10 protein-coding genes and 2 pseudogenes are annotated in these 15,055 nt (G+C 66.9%); 8 read left to right on the plus strand and 4 right to left on the minus strand.

Features of this window, described 5'->3' with window-relative positions; translation table 11 throughout:
• The first annotated feature begins 153 nt into the window (after positions 1–153).
• From MNOD_RS14965 to MNOD_RS14990, 6 genes are all read left to right on the plus strand, one after another.
• Complete coding sequence (locus tag MNOD_RS14965) at positions 154–1,407, plus strand: FAD binding domain-containing protein (protein ID WP_015929758.1); 1,254 nt, start codon at positions 154–156, stop codon at positions 1,405–1,407.
• A gap of 28 nt (positions 1,408–1,435) precedes the next feature.
• Complete coding sequence (locus MNOD_RS14970) at positions 1,436–1,735, plus strand: DUF485 domain-containing protein (protein ID WP_015929759.1); 300 nt, start codon at positions 1,436–1,438, stop codon at positions 1,733–1,735.
• Positions 1,732–3,396, plus strand: a complete 1,665-nt coding sequence (gene actP / locus MNOD_RS14975; RefSeq protein ID WP_015929760.1) for a cation/acetate symporter ActP — start codon at positions 1,732–1,734, stop codon at positions 3,394–3,396. Before MNOD_RS14970 ends, actP begins: the two co-directional genes overlap by 4 nt.
• 14 nt (positions 3,397–3,410) lie before the next feature.
• Positions 3,411–3,833 (plus strand): cupin domain-containing protein, encoded by a 423-nt coding sequence (locus MNOD_RS14980; protein ID WP_015929761.1) that lies wholly within the window; start codon positions 3,411–3,413, stop codon positions 3,831–3,833.
• Positions 3,834–4,041: 208 nt separating this feature from the next.
• Positions 4,042–5,235, plus strand: coding sequence for an MFS transporter (locus MNOD_RS14985; protein ID WP_015929762.1), 1,194 nt, complete (start codon positions 4,042–4,044; stop codon positions 5,233–5,235).
• 120 nt (positions 5,236–5,355) lie between these two features.
• Positions 5,356–6,084 carry a TetR/AcrR family transcriptional regulator gene (locus MNOD_RS14990; RefSeq protein WP_015929763.1) on the plus strand — a complete coding sequence of 243 codons (729 nt, stop codon included), beginning with the start codon at positions 5,356–5,358 and terminating at the stop codon, positions 6,082–6,084.
• A gap of 398 nt (positions 6,085–6,482) precedes the next feature.
• Here MNOD_RS14990 and MNOD_RS14995 read toward each other — a convergent pair whose 3' ends face one another.
• The 4 genes and pseudogenes from MNOD_RS14995 to MNOD_RS46600 form a co-directional block, all read right to left on the minus strand.
• Positions 6,483–8,795, minus strand: a complete 2,313-nt coding sequence (locus MNOD_RS14995) for a xanthine dehydrogenase family protein molybdopterin-binding subunit (protein ID WP_015929765.1) — start codon at positions 8,793–8,795, stop codon at positions 6,483–6,485.
• Positions 8,796–9,175: 380 nt separating this feature from the next.
• Positions 9,176–9,788, minus strand: a pseudogene (locus tag MNOD_RS15000) (IS66 family transposase zinc-finger binding domain-containing protein); the annotation flags it as partial.
• Between the two features lie 183 nt (positions 9,789–9,971).
• A complete protein-coding gene (locus MNOD_RS15005; RefSeq protein ID WP_015929767.1) occupies positions 9,972–10,895 on the minus strand; it encodes a Crp/Fnr family transcriptional regulator in 924 nt (307 codons plus the stop codon).
• Positions 10,896–11,606: 711 nt separating this feature from the next.
• Positions 11,607–11,881: pseudogene (locus MNOD_RS46600) on the minus strand (IS66 family transposase); the annotation flags it as partial.
• A gap of 721 nt (positions 11,882–12,602) precedes the next feature.
• Here MNOD_RS46600 and MNOD_RS15010 point away from each other — a divergent pair.
• Positions 12,603–13,637 carry a glycosyltransferase family 2 protein gene (locus tag MNOD_RS15010; RefSeq protein ID WP_015929768.1) on the plus strand — a complete coding sequence of 345 codons (1,035 nt, stop codon included), beginning with the start codon at positions 12,603–12,605 and terminating at the stop codon, positions 13,635–13,637.
• A gap of 249 nt (positions 13,638–13,886) precedes the next feature.
• On the plus strand, positions 13,887–15,014 hold the full coding sequence (locus tag MNOD_RS15015) for a glycosyltransferase family 4 protein (protein ID WP_015929769.1): 1,128 nt from the start codon (positions 13,887–13,889) through the stop codon (positions 15,012–15,014).
• The last annotated feature ends 41 nt before the right edge of the window (positions 15,015–15,055 follow it).

The raw sequence follows: 15,055 nt of genomic DNA on the forward strand, positions 1-15,055 counted from the left end.
CAATGCAGTCCAGCTCGCCCGCCCCGCCGAGCGAGAGCGCTTGATGTTCAGATGATAAATAGCCCTTGACGCGCATCGCCACCGCTGGCAGTTTATCGATCGATAAACGACGGCTCGGCCGCGAGCCCTCGCCGCCGGGGATGGAGGAGCGTCATGGCAGATCATGCTACAGCTGCTGCGGGCAGCGCCCCGCGAGCGATCGTCGTCGGCGGCTCGTTGGGCGGCCTGTTCGCGGCCCTCCTTCTGCGACGCGCGGGTTGGCGTGTGGACGTGTTCGAGCGCGTCGGCGCCGAGCTGTCGGGCCGCGGCGCGGGCATCGTCACCCATGCCGAGCTGTTCGACGTTCTGGCTCACGCTGAGATCGACCGCGACGCGGCCGAGGTCGGTGTCGCGGTCGCGGGACGCCGCGTTTTCGCGCGCGACGGAACGCTGGTCGGCGAGCGCGCTCTGCCGCAGGTGCTCACCGCCTGGAGCCGCCTCTACGGCCTGCTCCGGCAGGCACTTCCGGCCCGGTCCTATCATCACGGGCGCGCCCTCGTGCGCATTGCGGAGGACCCAGAGGCGGTCACCGCACATTTCGCTGACGGCACCTGCATGCGCGGAGACCTGCTCGTCGGAGCCGACGGTATCGGTTCGACGGTGCGGGCGCAGTTCGCGCCCGAGGCCGCGCCGCTCTACGCGGGCTACGTCGCCTGGCGCGGTCTCGTCGACGAGGCGGAGTTGTCGGAGGGAACCCGCGCGGCGCTCTGCAATCACTTCTCCTTCTCGCTCCCGCCGGGCGAGCAGATGCTCGGCTACCCGGTCGCCGGGGCAGGCGAAGCCATGGAGCCGGGGCGGCGGCGCTTCAATTTCGTCTGGTATCGGCCGGCGGCGGCCGAGACGGCGTTGCGAGCGCTCCTCACCGACGTCGATGGTGTCACCCACCCGCTCTCCATCCCGCCGAACCGGATCCGGCCCTCGGTGATCGCCGCCCTGCGGCAGGACGCACGCCGCCTCCTCGCTCCGCAATTCGCCGAGGTGGTGGAGCGGACGGCGCAGCCCTTCCTCCAGGCGATCCAGGACCTGGAGACGCCCAGGATGGCGCTCGGCCGCCGCACGGTGATCCTGGGCGACGCCGCCTTCGTGGCCCGGCCCCATGTCGGCATGGGCGTGACCAAGGCCGCCGCGGACGCGCGGGCTCTCGCGGAGGCGCTCCAGGCGCATCCGGGCGATGTCGGGGCCGCCCTCGCACGGTTCGAGGCGCAGCGCCTTCCGGTCGGCCGGGCAGTGGTTCGGCGGGCGCGGGAGCTCGGCGCCTACATGCAGGCGCAGATCCTCACCGCCGAAGAACGGGCCATGGCCGAGCGCCACCGGGTCCCCGAGGCCGTCATGGCCGAGACGGCCGTGGCAACCGGGCTCGCGGCCTGAACCACCTCACACAGGGAGGAACGACACCATGGAGATCGAGCGGATCGAGGGCCATCCGGTCTTCCGCCGGCTCGCCTTCGAGCGGGGCTGCCTCGGCCTCGTCCTCGCGGCGGCGATGGCGGGGACCTATTTCAGCTACATCCTCACCATCGCCTTCCGCCCTGCCCTGCTCGCTGTTCCCGTGACGGACGACTCGGTGATCACCTGGGGCATCATCGCGGGGGCAGCCCTCCTGAGCTTCGGCTTCGTGCTGACGGCGGTCTACGTGCTCGTCGCCAACACCCGGCTCGACGCGCTGAGCCGGCGTCTTGAGGAGGACCTGCGATGAGCGTGCGTCCCCTCCTCCCGGTTCTCCTGCTCCTGGCCCTCCCGGCGGGGCCGGCGCTCGCCGACGCGCTGTCGGGTCCGACCGAGCGGCAGGCCGTGAACCCAACCGCGATCGGGCTCTTCCTCGTCTTCGTCGCGGTCACCCTCGGCATCACCGTGCGGGCGGCCCGGCGCGGCACCCGCACGGCGAGCGACTTCTACGCCGCGGGCGGGGGCCTGAGCGGCGTCCAGAACGGGCTCGCCATCGCGGGCGACTACACCTCGGCCGCCACGTTCCTCGGAGTGACGGCGCTCGTCTACAGCTCGGGCTACGACGGGATGATCTACGCGGTCGGGTTCCTGGTCGGCTTCCCGATGATCCTGTTCCTGATCGCCGAGCCCCTGCGCAACCTCGGCCGCTACACCTTCGCGGACGTCGCTGCCTACCGCCTGTCCGAAGTGCCGGTGCGGCTGGTGGCGGGGCTCAACACGCTCGTGATCGTGCTCCTCTACCTGATCGCCCAGATGGTCGGGGCCGGCAAACTCGTCGAGCTCCTGTTCGGTCTCCCCTACGCTACCGCCGTCGCGCTCGTGGGCATGCTGATGATGCTCTATGTCGCCTTCGGCGGCATGCGGGCGACAACCTGGGTGCAGATCATCAAGGCGGTGCTGCTCCTCTCGGGGACGGCCCTGATGTCCGCGCTCATCCTCGCCCAGTTCGGCTTCAGCCTCGAGGCCCTGTTCGGGCGGGCGATCGCTCTGCACCCGAAGAGCCACGCCATCATGGCTCCGGGCGGCCTCGTGCGGGATCCGGTCTCGGCGCTCTCCCTCGGCCTCGCGCTGATCTTCGGCACTGCCGGCCTGCCGCACATCCTGATGCGCTTCTTCACGGTGGCGGATGCCCGCCAGGCACGGCTCTCGGTGCTGGTCGCCACCGGCTTCATCACGGTGTTCTACACGCTGCTCTTCGTGCTCGGCTTCGGGGCGATCGCCCTCGTGCTCGGCAACCCCGCCTTCACGGACACCGCCGGGCGTCTGATCGGCGGCCCCAACATGGTGGCGCTGCACCTCGCCGACCGACTTGGCGGCGCACCGCTCCTCGGCTTCATCTCGGCGGTCGCCTTCGCGACGATCCTCGCCGTCGTCTCGGGGCTCACGATCGCCGGAGCCTCGGCGGCCAGCCACGACCTCTACGCCCGCGTCCTGCGGCGCGGGCGGGCGAGCGAGCAGGAAGAGGTGCGGGTCTCGAAGATTGCCGCGGTGGCGATCAGCCTCGCCGCCATGGCGCTGGGCCTGCTCTTCGAGAACCAGAACATCGCCTTCCTGGTCGGGCTCGTCTTCGCGATCGCGGCCAGCGCCAACTTCCCGGTGATCGTGCTCTCGGTGTCCTGGCGGGGGCTGACCACGCGCGGGGCGGTGGCGGGCTCGCTGGCGGGCCTTCTCTGCGCGCTCGCCCTGATGGCGCTCGGCCCGAGCGTCTGGACGGCGGTACTCGGCCTGGGGCCGGCGCCCCTCCCCTATGACAACCCGGCCTTGTTCTCGGTGCCGCTCGCCTTCCTGACCGCCGTCGCGGTCTCGCGCCTCGACCGCAGCGCTGCCGCGGCGCGTGTCCGCGCGGCCTTCCGCGCCCAGCACGTCACCGCCCAGACCGGCTTCGACCGGCCCCGGGCCGCCGCCCACTGACCACGGAGGATTCCATGACCGCATCCGTTCCCTTCGAGTGGCCAGCCCCGCCGGCTTCCTGGCCCGAGGCCCTGCGCCGGGACTTCGCCGCCCGCGCCGGCAACGGGCAGGTCGGGAGCCGGCTGGTGTCGGAGACCGAGCGCGTGCGGGTCTGGCTGCTGACCCTGAAACCGGGCGAGCGGATCGGCTTCCACACCCACGTCCTCGATTACTTCTGGACCGCCGTGACCGGGGGACGGGCCCGCTCGCACTATGGTGACGGCCGGATCGTGGAGGTCAGTTACGCGCCCGGCGACACCCGGCACCACCGCTATGAGCGGGGCGCCTTCATGATCCACGACCTGGAAAATATCGGCGACACCGAGCTCGTCTTCACGACGGTGGAGTTCCTCGACAGCGCCAACCCGCCCCTGCCGCTCGGCGGCGCTCGGGCGTGAGCCGCCGCAAGGAGCAACGGCGGCCGGATCCGCGATCTCGGTATCTCGGTTCCGGCCGCCACGGCCCGACGCCATCTCGCCGAGGCGGCAGGCCCACGAACCGAAGAGAAGCGCGATAGCGCGGCGAGAGGAAACACTCCTGGGGCACTCAGCCCGTCCGGTGGGCGACGCCACGCTGCGGACTCTCAACCGCGGCCGGAGTTCAGCCATGATGATCGACACGACCCTTGACGCGCAGCCGCGGGACACGACCGCCCGCACCCCAGTCTTTGCCATGGCCGCCGCGGCGGGCATCGCGGTCGCCAACATCTATTACAACCAGCCGATGCTCGGCGCGATCGAGCGCGACTTGCCGGGCAGCCTCACCGGGCTGATCCCGACCGCGACGCAGGCCGGCTACGCGGCCGGTCTGTTCCTGCTGGTGCCGCTCGGCGACCTCGTCGAGCGCCGCCGTCTCATCGCCGTGCAGTTCGGCGTCCTCGCTCTCGCCCTGGTGCTGGCAGCGGGAGCGCCGAGCGCCGGTTTGGTCGTCCTCGCGTCGCTGCTGCTCGGCGTCGCCGCCACGGTGGCGCAGCAGATCGTGCCGCTCGCCGCCCATCTGGCGCCTCCGGAGCGCCGCGGCAGCGCCGTCGGCACCGTGCTGGCGGGCATCCTCACCGGCATCCTGCTCAGCCGCACGCTCGCCGGCTTCGTCGCCACGCATGCGGGCTGGCGCGAGATGTTCTGGCTCGGCGTGCCGCTCGCCCTCACAGCGGGTGGGCTGATGGCGATGCTGCTGCCGCACAGCCGGCCCGACGCGACGCTGTCCTACGGCACGCTGATGCGCTCGATCGGTCACCTCTGGCGCGATCTTCCGGCCCTGCGCCTCGCCGCCGCGACCCAGGCGCTGATCTTCGCCGCCTTCTCGGCATTCTGGACGATCCTGGCCCTCCGGCTCGAGGCTCCACCGTTCGGCCTCGGCCCCGACGCGGCGGGCCTGTTCGGCGTCATCGGCGCGGTCGGCATCCTGGCGGCGCCGCTGGCCGGGCGCGTCGCCGACCGGCACGGGCCGCGGCGGATCGTGATGCTGGGGGCGCTCGCCACGCTCCTGTCCTGGCTGATCCTCGGCCTCTGGGCCTCCGTGATCGGGCTGGTGGCTGGCATCGTGGTGCTCGATCTTGCCATGCAGAGCGCCTTGGTGTCGAATCAGCACTTCGTCTTCGCTCTGCGGCCCGAGGCGCGGGCGCGGCTCAACACGATCCTGATGGGGGCGATGTTCGTCGGCGGGACGCTCGGATCCGCCGCATCCACTGCGGCCTGGAGCCGAGGCGGCTGGCTCGCCGTGTCTCTCCTCGGCATCGGCTTCGGAGCCGCCGCCACGGTGCTGCAGATCGCCGGCCGGCTCGACGGGCCCCGCCAGTAAACTGATCGCCCGATCATTGGAATGGGCGCTGAAGCCTCTCGTGAGCGCCGCGAGCGGCATCGGAGCGGCGCGCCGTGGCCCCTGTGGCGCCGCTGCACTCCGGCGTGATAAGTTGGTCCCGTGGACACGACGACGAAATTCGTGACGGCGCCGCGCCGGCGGCCGCCTCACCGGGACGGGACGACGCCCGCCGAGCCGGCGCGCCGCCGGCTGAGCCCCGCGCAGCGGGAGGAGGAGATCGTCCGTGAGGCGGTGCGCTTCTTCGCGGAGTTCGGCTTCGAGGGCCAGACCCGGGAACTTGCCAAGCGGCTCAACATCACGCAGCCGCTGCTCTACCGCTACTTCCCGACCAAGGAGGCGCTGGTCGAGCGGGTCTATCAGGAGGTCTTCCTGCGCCGCTGGAACCCGTTCTGGGAGGAGGTGATCCGCGACGGATCCCGCCCGCTGCGCGACCGGCTGGTCGGCTTCTACAGTGACTACGCGGAGGTGATCCTCACCTACGAGTGGATCCGCCTGTTCATGTTCTCCGGGCTGAAGGGGCTCGACTTCAACACCCGCTACTTGGAGCTCCTACGCGAGCGGATCTTCTCGACCATCGTTGCGCAGCTGCGGGCCGAGTTCGGCCGGCCGTCGCTTCAGGAGAAGCCAGTCACAACTCTTGAGGTCGAGGCGATCTGGAGCCTGCACGCCAGCATTTTTTATCTGGGGGTGCGCAAGTTCATCTACAGCATGCCTGTGGACGATATCCCAGCGATCGTCCGGATGAAGGTGCAACTTTTCCTGGACGGAGCGCCCGCAGTGATCGGTGTGGAGAATGCATCAGGACGGCCTGCTGATCGGGGGTCTTGACGGCGACGAAGCGCCTCGTCGGGCGACACACGGCTTCCGCGATGGCCGCGGCGGCGGCTTGTCCCGCGCTTGACCTCAGGCTTTACATAGGCGCCTGACATCCGGAGCTGGAGCCTGCTCGGGCTTCCCCGCGGCCGGGGCCAAGGCCCATTCCGCGCGGGCGAGCGGCGTCGGCCGATAAGAGGGCACGATGAACCGACAGCTTAGCGCGCTTCTGCAAGAGGCGCTGATGTGCAGCGTGTTCTTCGATCCGTTGGACCCAGGTCTCAGCTCGAGTTTGGCCCTTTTCGGTTACGCGTTGGTCCAGAAGTGCGGCCGCGAGACGGCGTAGTCGAGGGCTGCGTCGAGGGGCATGATGGCGATGCCGAGCGGCCCTATCGCAGCCCGAGGCCGAAGCTTCAGGCCGCAGCGATGCGCGTGGTCCTCAGCGCCGCGAAGATGCTGGCGGGCGTCGCGGGCATGTTGAGGTCTCGCACGCCCGCGCTCCGATCGAGGGCATCGACCACCGCATTCATGACAGCAGGGCACGAGCCGATCGAGCCCGCCTCGCCCGCCCCCTTGATGCCCATGGGGTTCGTGGTCGAGGGCACGTTCTTCGTCTCGAAGTGGAAGAACGGGACGTCCTCGGCCCGCGGCACAGCATAATCCATCAGGCTCGCCGTGAGCAGCTGCCCGTCCGCATCGTAGACGGTGCGCTCGTGCAGCGCCTGGCCGATGCCCTGTGCCACCCCGCCGTGCACTTGGCCGGCGAGGAGGAGCGGGTTCACAGTCGCGCCGAAGTCATCGCACACGGCGTAGCGCACGATGCTGGTGATGCCCGTCTCTGGGTCGATCTCGACTTCGGCGACATGGGTGCCGTTGGGATAGGTCGCGCTCGGCGGCACGAAGTCGCCTTGGCCCGTCAGCATCGCCTCGGTGGCGCGCGGGAGAGCGGCGAGCGTCGCGAAGTCGATGGCCCGGTCGGTGCCGGCGACGCGGACGGCGCCCTCCGCGATCTCAAGATCGCCGACGGCGGTCTCGAGCTCCTCGGCGGCGAGCTCCTTGAGCTTGTCGGCGAGGTTCTTCGAGGCGGCGTTGACGCAGATGCCGCCGATCGGGATCGAGCGCGAGCCGCCGGTGCCGTTTCCGGTCGTGATCCGCGCCGTGTCGCCCTGCACCAGCCGGATCCGCTCGGGCGGAAGGTCGAGCTGCTCCGCCGCGAACTGCGCATACGCCGTGGCGTGTCCCTGCCCGTTCGATTGGGTGCCGACGTAGACGGTCGCACCGCCGTCCTTATCGAGGGCGATCTTCACGTCCTCGCCCTCGCCCCATGCGGTGCACTCGATATACGTCGCAAGGCCGATGCCGCGCAGGCGGCCGGCACGGCGGGACTCGGCATGGCGCGCCTCGAACCCCGCCCAGTCAGATGCTTCCATGGCGCGGCGCATATGCGCCTCGAAATTGCCGGTGTCGTATGTCCGATCGCCGATCGGCGTCTTGTACGGCATAGCACTCGCCGGGATGAAGTTGCGCCGGCGGATCTCGTCCTGCGTCAGACCCGTCTCGCGGGCCGCCCGGTCCACGAGCCGCTCGACGAGGTAGGCCGCCTCAGGCCGCCCCGCCCCGCGGTAGGCGTCGACCGGAAGCGTGTTTGTGTAAACGCCGCGAACCCGCACGTGCAGCGCCGGCGTGCGATACACGCCGGTGAGCATGGTCGCCCCGAGGTACGGGATGAAGGGGCCGAACTGCGACAGGTACGCGCCGAGGTCGCCAACCACGTCAAAGCGCATGGCGAGGAAATGGCCGTCGCCGTCGAGCGCCACCTCGCCGACCGAGAGGTTGTCCCGCCCTTGCGAGTCGGCGACGAAATGCTCGCCCCGATCTGAGACCCACTTCACCGGCCCTCCGAGCCGACGCGCAGCTTCAGCGGCGAGTGGATATTCGCGGTAGGTGAAGGCCTTTGTCCCGAAGCCGCCCCCGACGTCGCCGGTCACCACGCGAAGCTTCTCCTTCGCGACGCCGAGAACGCCCGCGATGGTGTCGCGCAGGCCGTGCACGCCTTGGCTCGGGATGGTGAGCGTCAGGCTGTCCGTCGCGCCATCGTATTCGGCGACGACACTGCGCGTCTCCATGTAGTTCGTCACGACGCGCTGGTTCTCGACCTCGATGCGCACCACCCGGTTCGCCTTGGCGAATGCGGCGTCGACGGCCTCTTTGTCGCCCATGCTGGCATCATAGGCGAGGTTGTCCTTCGCCTCGTCCCAGACGGCGGCCACGCCGCTCTTCAGGGCGTTGCGGATGCCGACGACGGCGGGCAAGACCTCGTAGTCGATGCCGATCGCCTCGACGGCGTCCCGGGCCTGAGCGAGCGTGTCGGCCACCACGAAGGCGATGCCGTCGCCGACGTGCTTCGCGGTGTCCTTCGCGAGCACGGGGATATGCGCCAGATGGTTCTGGCTCCCGTCATCGTTCGGGAGCGGCGCCTGGCACTTGATCTCGCCCAGGTTCGCGACATCGGCGGCGGTGAGCACGAGGCGCACGCCGGGCATGGCGCAGGCGGTGCTCACGTCCGTGATGCGGAAACGGGCGTGGGCGTGCGGGCTGCGCAGCAAGGCCGCGTGAAGGCAGCCCTCGGGCGCGTGGTCGTCGCCGTAGTGTCCCCCGCCCGTGAGAAGGCGATGGTCCTCGACCCGGCGCAGCGGCTGGCCGATGCCGAACTTGGTGACTGTCATGAAAACCTCGGGGGATGACGCAAGAGTTGCAATCTTGTAAAGGCGTCTGGAGGTAATGACGGCGATCACGACTGTCGTGCCGCAAGCGGATCACGGCCGAACCGATCGCAGAGCGCCAATTTCATCTGTGTGCAAATCGACTGCTGCGAGCCGACCGAAATCGGCAAGGTCCATGGGGCAGGGAGGCTCGCCCCGCAGGAGCGAGAGCTTGAGCTGCAAGGCTCCATCCATGGGTCGGCATTCCTCCCGGACCGGCCGAACGTGCGAGTCAGCCATTTTGTGTCCAACCTAACATGTCGGACAAGAGGCGTCCCCGCTCTCCTGACGCTAGAGCCGTGGCCGTTTCAACCGAAACGGCCACGGATCTCGGCGCAAGGCGGCACGACGGCCTCGCGACCAGACCGGAATCGCCCCTTGCGCCCGGCGCGAGCCCGTTCATCAGTCCGCCCTGGCTGAGGCTGAGCCCGAACAGGTGGGACAGCGCCGCCTGCTGCCGCTCGTAGGAAAGCGCCTGGAAGGTCTTGAGGTAGGTTGCCACCGCGTGCAGGCGCAGGGTCGATGGCTCGACAGGCTCACCATGAGGGGCGTGCCGCGCGCGACGCCCGGGAGCGGGGCCAGAGCTCGTGTCCCGCATATCGGATAGCGCACCGCCAGTTGCTGGTGGCGAGTGACGACCGGCACTACCTCCGGCAGGTCGATCCGTTCAGCGATGCAGACGAATTCAGCGGGCAGGTCCGACTGCAGGGCGCCCCCGCAGCCGGTGCAGCGATCCGGGCGGTGCTCGACGACCGCGTCGGGCGTCTCACTGATGAGCCGGCTATGGCCTTCGTGACCGGGCTTGGCGCCGCCCGGCTTGGCCTGCGCGCGCCGCTCCTTGCGATCACGCGAGGGCGGCTTGGAGGAGGTGCGCGAGGTCTTCTCGGGGCGCTGCAGCCGCAGCACCAGTTCGGTCATCTCCGCCTTGCTCAAGCGCTCACGCTCGCGGCGGCTCATCCCACGCGGGAATCGGCGAAATCCGCCCCGCGCAAGGGCCTGGGCAATCACCTTTGGACTGCCACGTCGCCTGCATGCCGGCGGCAAGCTCAGGCAGCCGCATGTCGATTGTGAGCAGACAGACCCCCGGGTGCGCGATGGCCCCTTAAAGAATCTGGGGCTGACAGCCCGAGCGCCGAGGCGCTACTTTAGATACGTGCCCGATAGGCTGAGCCCCGCCCGACCGCGGACTTCGGCTGGCCGCATCAAGATCTTGAGCTGCGGTGAACCGTCGGTCTGGCCAGAGTCGCAGAACGGCTCACAGAATGCCGGCGGCGCGCCGAGTGGCAGGGCGTCCGACGATGCCCGGTCCACTTCCGATCGGGTGAGCCACGTCGGAGCCTTGGCACGGATTGCCGACTTATCGAGGTAGAGATAGTTCGGGTTGAAGAAGCTCGCGGCCTGCAGGGCGGCAATATCGGGGATCCGCAGCCTTCGACCTACCAATTCGACCAACCCTTGTTCGCGCAATTCCGCGAGCTTGCGATTGATGTGCACGTGCGACAGGCCCAAGGCGTTGGCCATGTCGAACTGCGTGACCGGGAGAACGAAGCTGCTGTCTTCGGTGAGCCCGGTCCGGCGCAGGCGCAGGAACAGCTCGCACAGAAGATGGCCGACCCGCTCGGTGCCAACACGCTGACCGACATTCAGCATCCACTCGCGCTGGATCGACGCTGCAATAATGCTCTCCCACAGGAGGGCCTGCTGGACCGCCGGGTGCTGCTCACACACTGCGGCGAATGCCTTGAGCGAAATATCCGCACAGGTGATGGGCGTGAGCGCGGCGATGGAGCAGTCCATCTCGTATCCCTCAGGAACGAACGCCTCCGTCAGGTCGCCAGGCAAAAGGAATCCCGCGATCTGTCGCCGGCCATCCTCCAGCTGCTTGTAGCGATAAGCCCAGCCCGAAAGGATCAGGCTGACGTGGCCGAGACAGTCGCCCTCCTGGAAAAGATCATCGCGCGCGGCGACATACCGCCACTTCAGCACGAGTTTATTAAAGGCCTCGCGGTCCGTCCCGCTGAGGTCGGTGAGGCGTCGGATTTTAGCGGTTGTGCAATTCTGCATTGCCACGCTCTCGATTGATGCCCGAATGTGTGATCGTCTCATAGGGCTTCCGTGTGCCGGTCCGTCTGCTCGCAGCGCCTTTGTCTGGCCGCGCGTCAGAACAACCATGCTGACCGACCCTCAGCGGCCGGGCGACCCACCGGCGGCCGCGCACCGGCACGCTGTTCTCGGATTAGGATCTCTGTGCAATTCGTATGGACTTCGGCGCTTGCGATGGTCGGAGGTTGCGAACTCGCAAACTGTCTAAGCTCCTATCGCAAGCTCTCCGAGCCAAAACATCCATTATATGCCATACCGAACGTCTCAATGTATCGATATGTAATATACTCGCCTGCTCAAATAATCTTGTGACAGCGCGATTATGGAGAGTAGAATCGGTATAAACGTTAGTCGGAAGTATCTACCAACGGCAATGTCAAAAATTCTTCGCCCATTCTCGATTAAGACTGGCCTCAGTGTCAGCCACCGACGCTTCCGCGAACTCGTCGTCAGTAAGCTCGCAAACCTCCTCGTGCGCCGGCTTTGGGAATTCTACCATAACAATCTTCATAGCCTTAAAGAGTCAGATGGCTGAACACGTCAGCCTCAAAATGAGTTGGTAGGTGCCTCTTGCGCTACTGGTAGAGCAAACTGATCCACAACAGTCCAAAGGTCTGTGCGGTGCCGCACTGGTTGCATGGCTTGTAATGCGCACGCCCGTGACAGCGGCGGTCAGGCGCCGACGGTCCTGAGGATGGTGTCGAAGACGCCAGCCCCCGAGAGGCGGGCAGCGCCAACGACGGTGCGCACCGCCGCCTCGCCCTCGGCCGCCCACATTGCCCGATAGCCATTCGTCACCTTCCGCTGCACCCGCGGCCCACCAGGGTGAACACAGCCTGGAGCCAGAGCTGAAGGCGCAGCGGCACCGGATCCTCACTCACTTCGACCGCGTAGGCGACCTCGCGCGCTAAGTGTGCCAAGCAGGTCTGGTGGCTCACACCATGCCCCTACTGGGCGGCGCAGGGGCGACGTGAAAGTCGCTTGGCAGGAGTGGCTCTGATGAGTCCGCAACAGTATTCAGTTACGTTGCCGACGTCCGTGTGCAAGCTAAGTAACTGGCTCGTGCAAAGCCAGAAGTAAAGCCCAAGAAGTGCTTGGAGCCATCCTGGGCATCCTGGGCGAGGCGAAGGTCGGACAGGTAGACGCGAGTGAACCCTTGTCTTGAGCGTCATCACCCAGAGGTCGTCGAAACGATGGTTACCATGGCGATGATCGAGCCAGTCGAAACCGGGTCTCTAGCCAAAAGTCATGACTCGAAGGTGGGTGACAGGGTTGTAGCGGTGTGATTCGCTCTGCGCGTCGCGAGAGAAACGGAGCAGAGGGTTGATGCTGTCGATCACGCGCAGGGAGTTCAGTATTGGCGTCAATCTGGTGCTATCCTGTATTTCAGCAAGTTATAAACAGTGACAGATCGCCCACACCGATGATAGCTATTTTGCCAGGAGGCGAGACGCCTCTATTCGCCATCAACCAATTGATTGGAATGGAATTCGGATGAATGCCATGAATGGCAATTGGTGAGCGGATGGTCGAAAACGCTCGATGGGCTCATCATTTTTAGCAGAAACCTGCGATCATTCATATTTATCTCCCGTTAGCAACGGGGCCTGCGCCAGGTCTTTCCGGATCGGATAGCGAGCTGCCGCGAGTCAGGCTGGAGGCGTGACAATGGATGGCGAGCACGCGAGTCTCGTTCCAGGTGAACATTACATAAATATCCCGGAAATATCGGTCGTAATTTCCGTCAAAAATCGCTACAAATTACTAGAAGATTGCCTGGAAGCCCTGCTTAAGCAGACGATCGGTGTGACACGGTTCGAGGTCATTGTCGTGGACAACGTGTCCCAGGACGATATCGCTGGTCTTTGCACAGCGATGCAGGCCCGCGGGCTACCGCTTCGCTACCTACGCATGCAGCGCGACAAAGGGCCGGCCCCGGCGCGAAACCGGGGCGTGTCCGAGGCACGGGCCCCGCTGATCGCCTTCACGGACAGTGATTGCCGGCCTCATCCCGACTGGCTCGCCCTTGGCCTCGCCGCCTTGGCCGACCCGGCGGTCGCGTTCTCAACCGGCCCGGTCCTGCCCAAGCCAGAGCAGACGGCATCGCTCTGCTCGAAACTCACGTTCATCACGGCACAGGAGCATCCAACTTTCCCGACCGCCAACATGATGGTGCGGGCGGATGTCTTCAATGCCTTCGGTGGTTTCGACGAAACCCTCTCGTTTCGTGATCCCTTCAATCGCGCAACAGAGTGTGCCGATACCGATCTCGCATGGCGTATCATCAAGGCTGGCTATGCTCGCCGCTTCGAGCCGCGAGCTGTCATCTGGCACGAAATCGAACAGCAATCGCTTGCTCAGTGGATTCTTGAGCCAACCCGATTGTTTCTGGTTCCTGCCCTGGTGAAACGGCATCCCGAACTCAGGAGATGCCTCCTGGTTGCTCGCCTGTTCTTCTATCCTCCGATATGGCTGCTCTACACGGCAGTATGCGTGGCGGTACTCGCTGTCATCTGGCAGCCGCTGCTGTTCCTCCTGCTGCCGTCGGCCTTGATCGTGCGTGGGATCCATCGAACCGGCTCCGTGGACCCGCGGCGGCTCGCAGCTCACGCTGGGCGTGTCATTGCGCACCTTCCGCGAATGCTCGTCATGACATCCTCATTGCTATATGGAAGTATTCGTTACCGCGCGCTTGTCCTATGAGCGCATGCGCCGGCCGGCTGCCCTGTGCAGTCTTAAGACGTGATGGTCAAGGCAGCTCGCAATCACGATGATTGCTCCAGTTGAGCCTGCCTTTGATCGAGACTAGCGTTGGTACTGCTGAACACACCATTATTTCTCGCCAGAGCCGCAGGAGTGTGATCGCTCGCGGCGAAGCGGCTGGAGGCGAAAGTGCGGGTCGCAATCACTCACCCCACGGCGTTGCCGGAGGTTCGGCGAGGATCGGAGCGGATGCTTCATGATCTGTCGCATCGCTTGGCGGCCCGCGGGCACGACGTGACCGTCTTGACCAGTTCTCCGGAGTCCGAGACGCGGACCGAATTCGACGGACCCGTCCGGCGCGTCCTGCTGCGGCGGAGGACCGGGCCGGCTGCGATGACGGGCCGCTGGCTCAACAGCTTTCATCTCTTCGGCTGGGATCTGGCCGGGTGGCTGCGCGCGGAGCGCTTCGACGCTGTGCACTGCTTGAACTACCACGATGCTGTCGGGGCGCTGGCCGCACGCCGGGCGGGAGCACGGTTCCGCCTTGTCTTTCAGTGTACGGGCATTCCCGTGCGGCGTTACTTCCGCCGCATCCCCTTTGACGGCCTCCTGTTTCGCACGGCGGTGCGGCACGCGGATGCAGTGGCGGTCCTCTCCCGCTTCGCTCACGAGGCGCTCGCGCAAGATTACGGGATCGTCGGGACGCTGCTGCCATCCCCGACCGAGACGGCCCGCTTCGAGATGCTGCCAGACGAGGCTCCGCGCGAACCCTATATCCTGTTCAGCGGGGATGCCGACGAGCCGCGCAAAGGCGCACTCGTTCTCGCGCAGGCTTTCCCGGCCGTCGCTGAGCGGCTGACCGCGCTTCGTCTCATCTATTCGGGCCGGGCAAGCCCTGCCACCCGCGCTGCGGTGTACGATGCCGTTCCGGACGACCTGCGCAATCGGGTCGAATTTCTCGGTCTTGGCCGCGCCGAGGACCTGCCGCAGCTTTACGCGCGAGCGACGGTCTGCGTGAACCCGGCCGTCTGGGAGGCACTTGGCAATGTCCTGATCGAAGCACTGGCGGCCGGAACCCCGGTGGTCGGCGCAAGGCACGCCGGGATCCCGGACATCATCGCGGACGAGAGCGTGGGAGCCCTGTTTGAGCCGGGCTCGACCAGGCTTGCTGCAACGAACGCAGCCGGACTAAGCGACGCCATCCTGCGGGCTGCGGCCCTGGCCACACGACCCGAGACTCGCGCGCGGTGCCGCGCGCGGGCGCAAGTCTTCTCCTGGGACGCGCTGACTCTCCGCTACGAGGGCCTGCTCGGCAGCGATGCCCCGCCACGTGAGAGCCGTCTCTCCCGTCCTCCCGCTGCCATCCCCTTGCAATGACCGCTTCTCTCTCGATGCCACGGTGCGCGAGCAGCGCGCCC

The sequence above is a fragment of the Methylobacterium nodulans ORS 2060 genome (genome assembly GCF_000022085.1).
GTDB lineage: Bacteria > Pseudomonadota > Alphaproteobacteria > Rhizobiales > Beijerinckiaceae > Methylobacterium > Methylobacterium nodulans.

Coding starts and splice junctions, on each gene's coding strand:
- MNOD_RS14970 (WP_015929759.1), top strand. CDS start 1,436: ATGGAGATCGAGCGGATCGAGGGCCATCCGGTCTTCCGCCGGCTCGCC.
- MNOD_RS15010 (WP_015929768.1), top strand. CDS start 12,603: ATGGATGGCGAGCACGCGAGTCTCGTTCCAGGTGAACATTACATAAAT.
- MNOD_RS14985 (WP_015929762.1), top strand. CDS start 4,042: ATGATGATCGACACGACCCTTGACGCGCAGCCGCGGGACACGACCGCC.
- MNOD_RS14995 (WP_015929765.1), bottom strand. CDS start 8,795: ATGACAGTCACCAAGTTCGGCATCGGCCAGCCGCTGCGCCGGGTCGAG.
- MNOD_RS15015 (WP_015929769.1), top strand. CDS start 13,887: ATGCTTCATGATCTGTCGCATCGCTTGGCGGCCCGCGGGCACGACGTG.
- MNOD_RS14980 (WP_015929761.1), top strand. CDS start 3,411: ATGACCGCATCCGTTCCCTTCGAGTGGCCAGCCCCGCCGGCTTCCTGG.
- actP (WP_015929760.1), top strand. CDS start 1,732: ATGAGCGTGCGTCCCCTCCTCCCGGTTCTCCTGCTCCTGGCCCTCCCG.
- MNOD_RS14965 (WP_015929758.1), top strand. CDS start 154: ATGGCAGATCATGCTACAGCTGCTGCGGGCAGCGCCCCGCGAGCGATC.
- MNOD_RS15005 (WP_015929767.1), bottom strand. CDS start 10,895: ATGCAGAATTGCACAACCGCTAAAATCCGACGCCTCACCGACCTCAGC.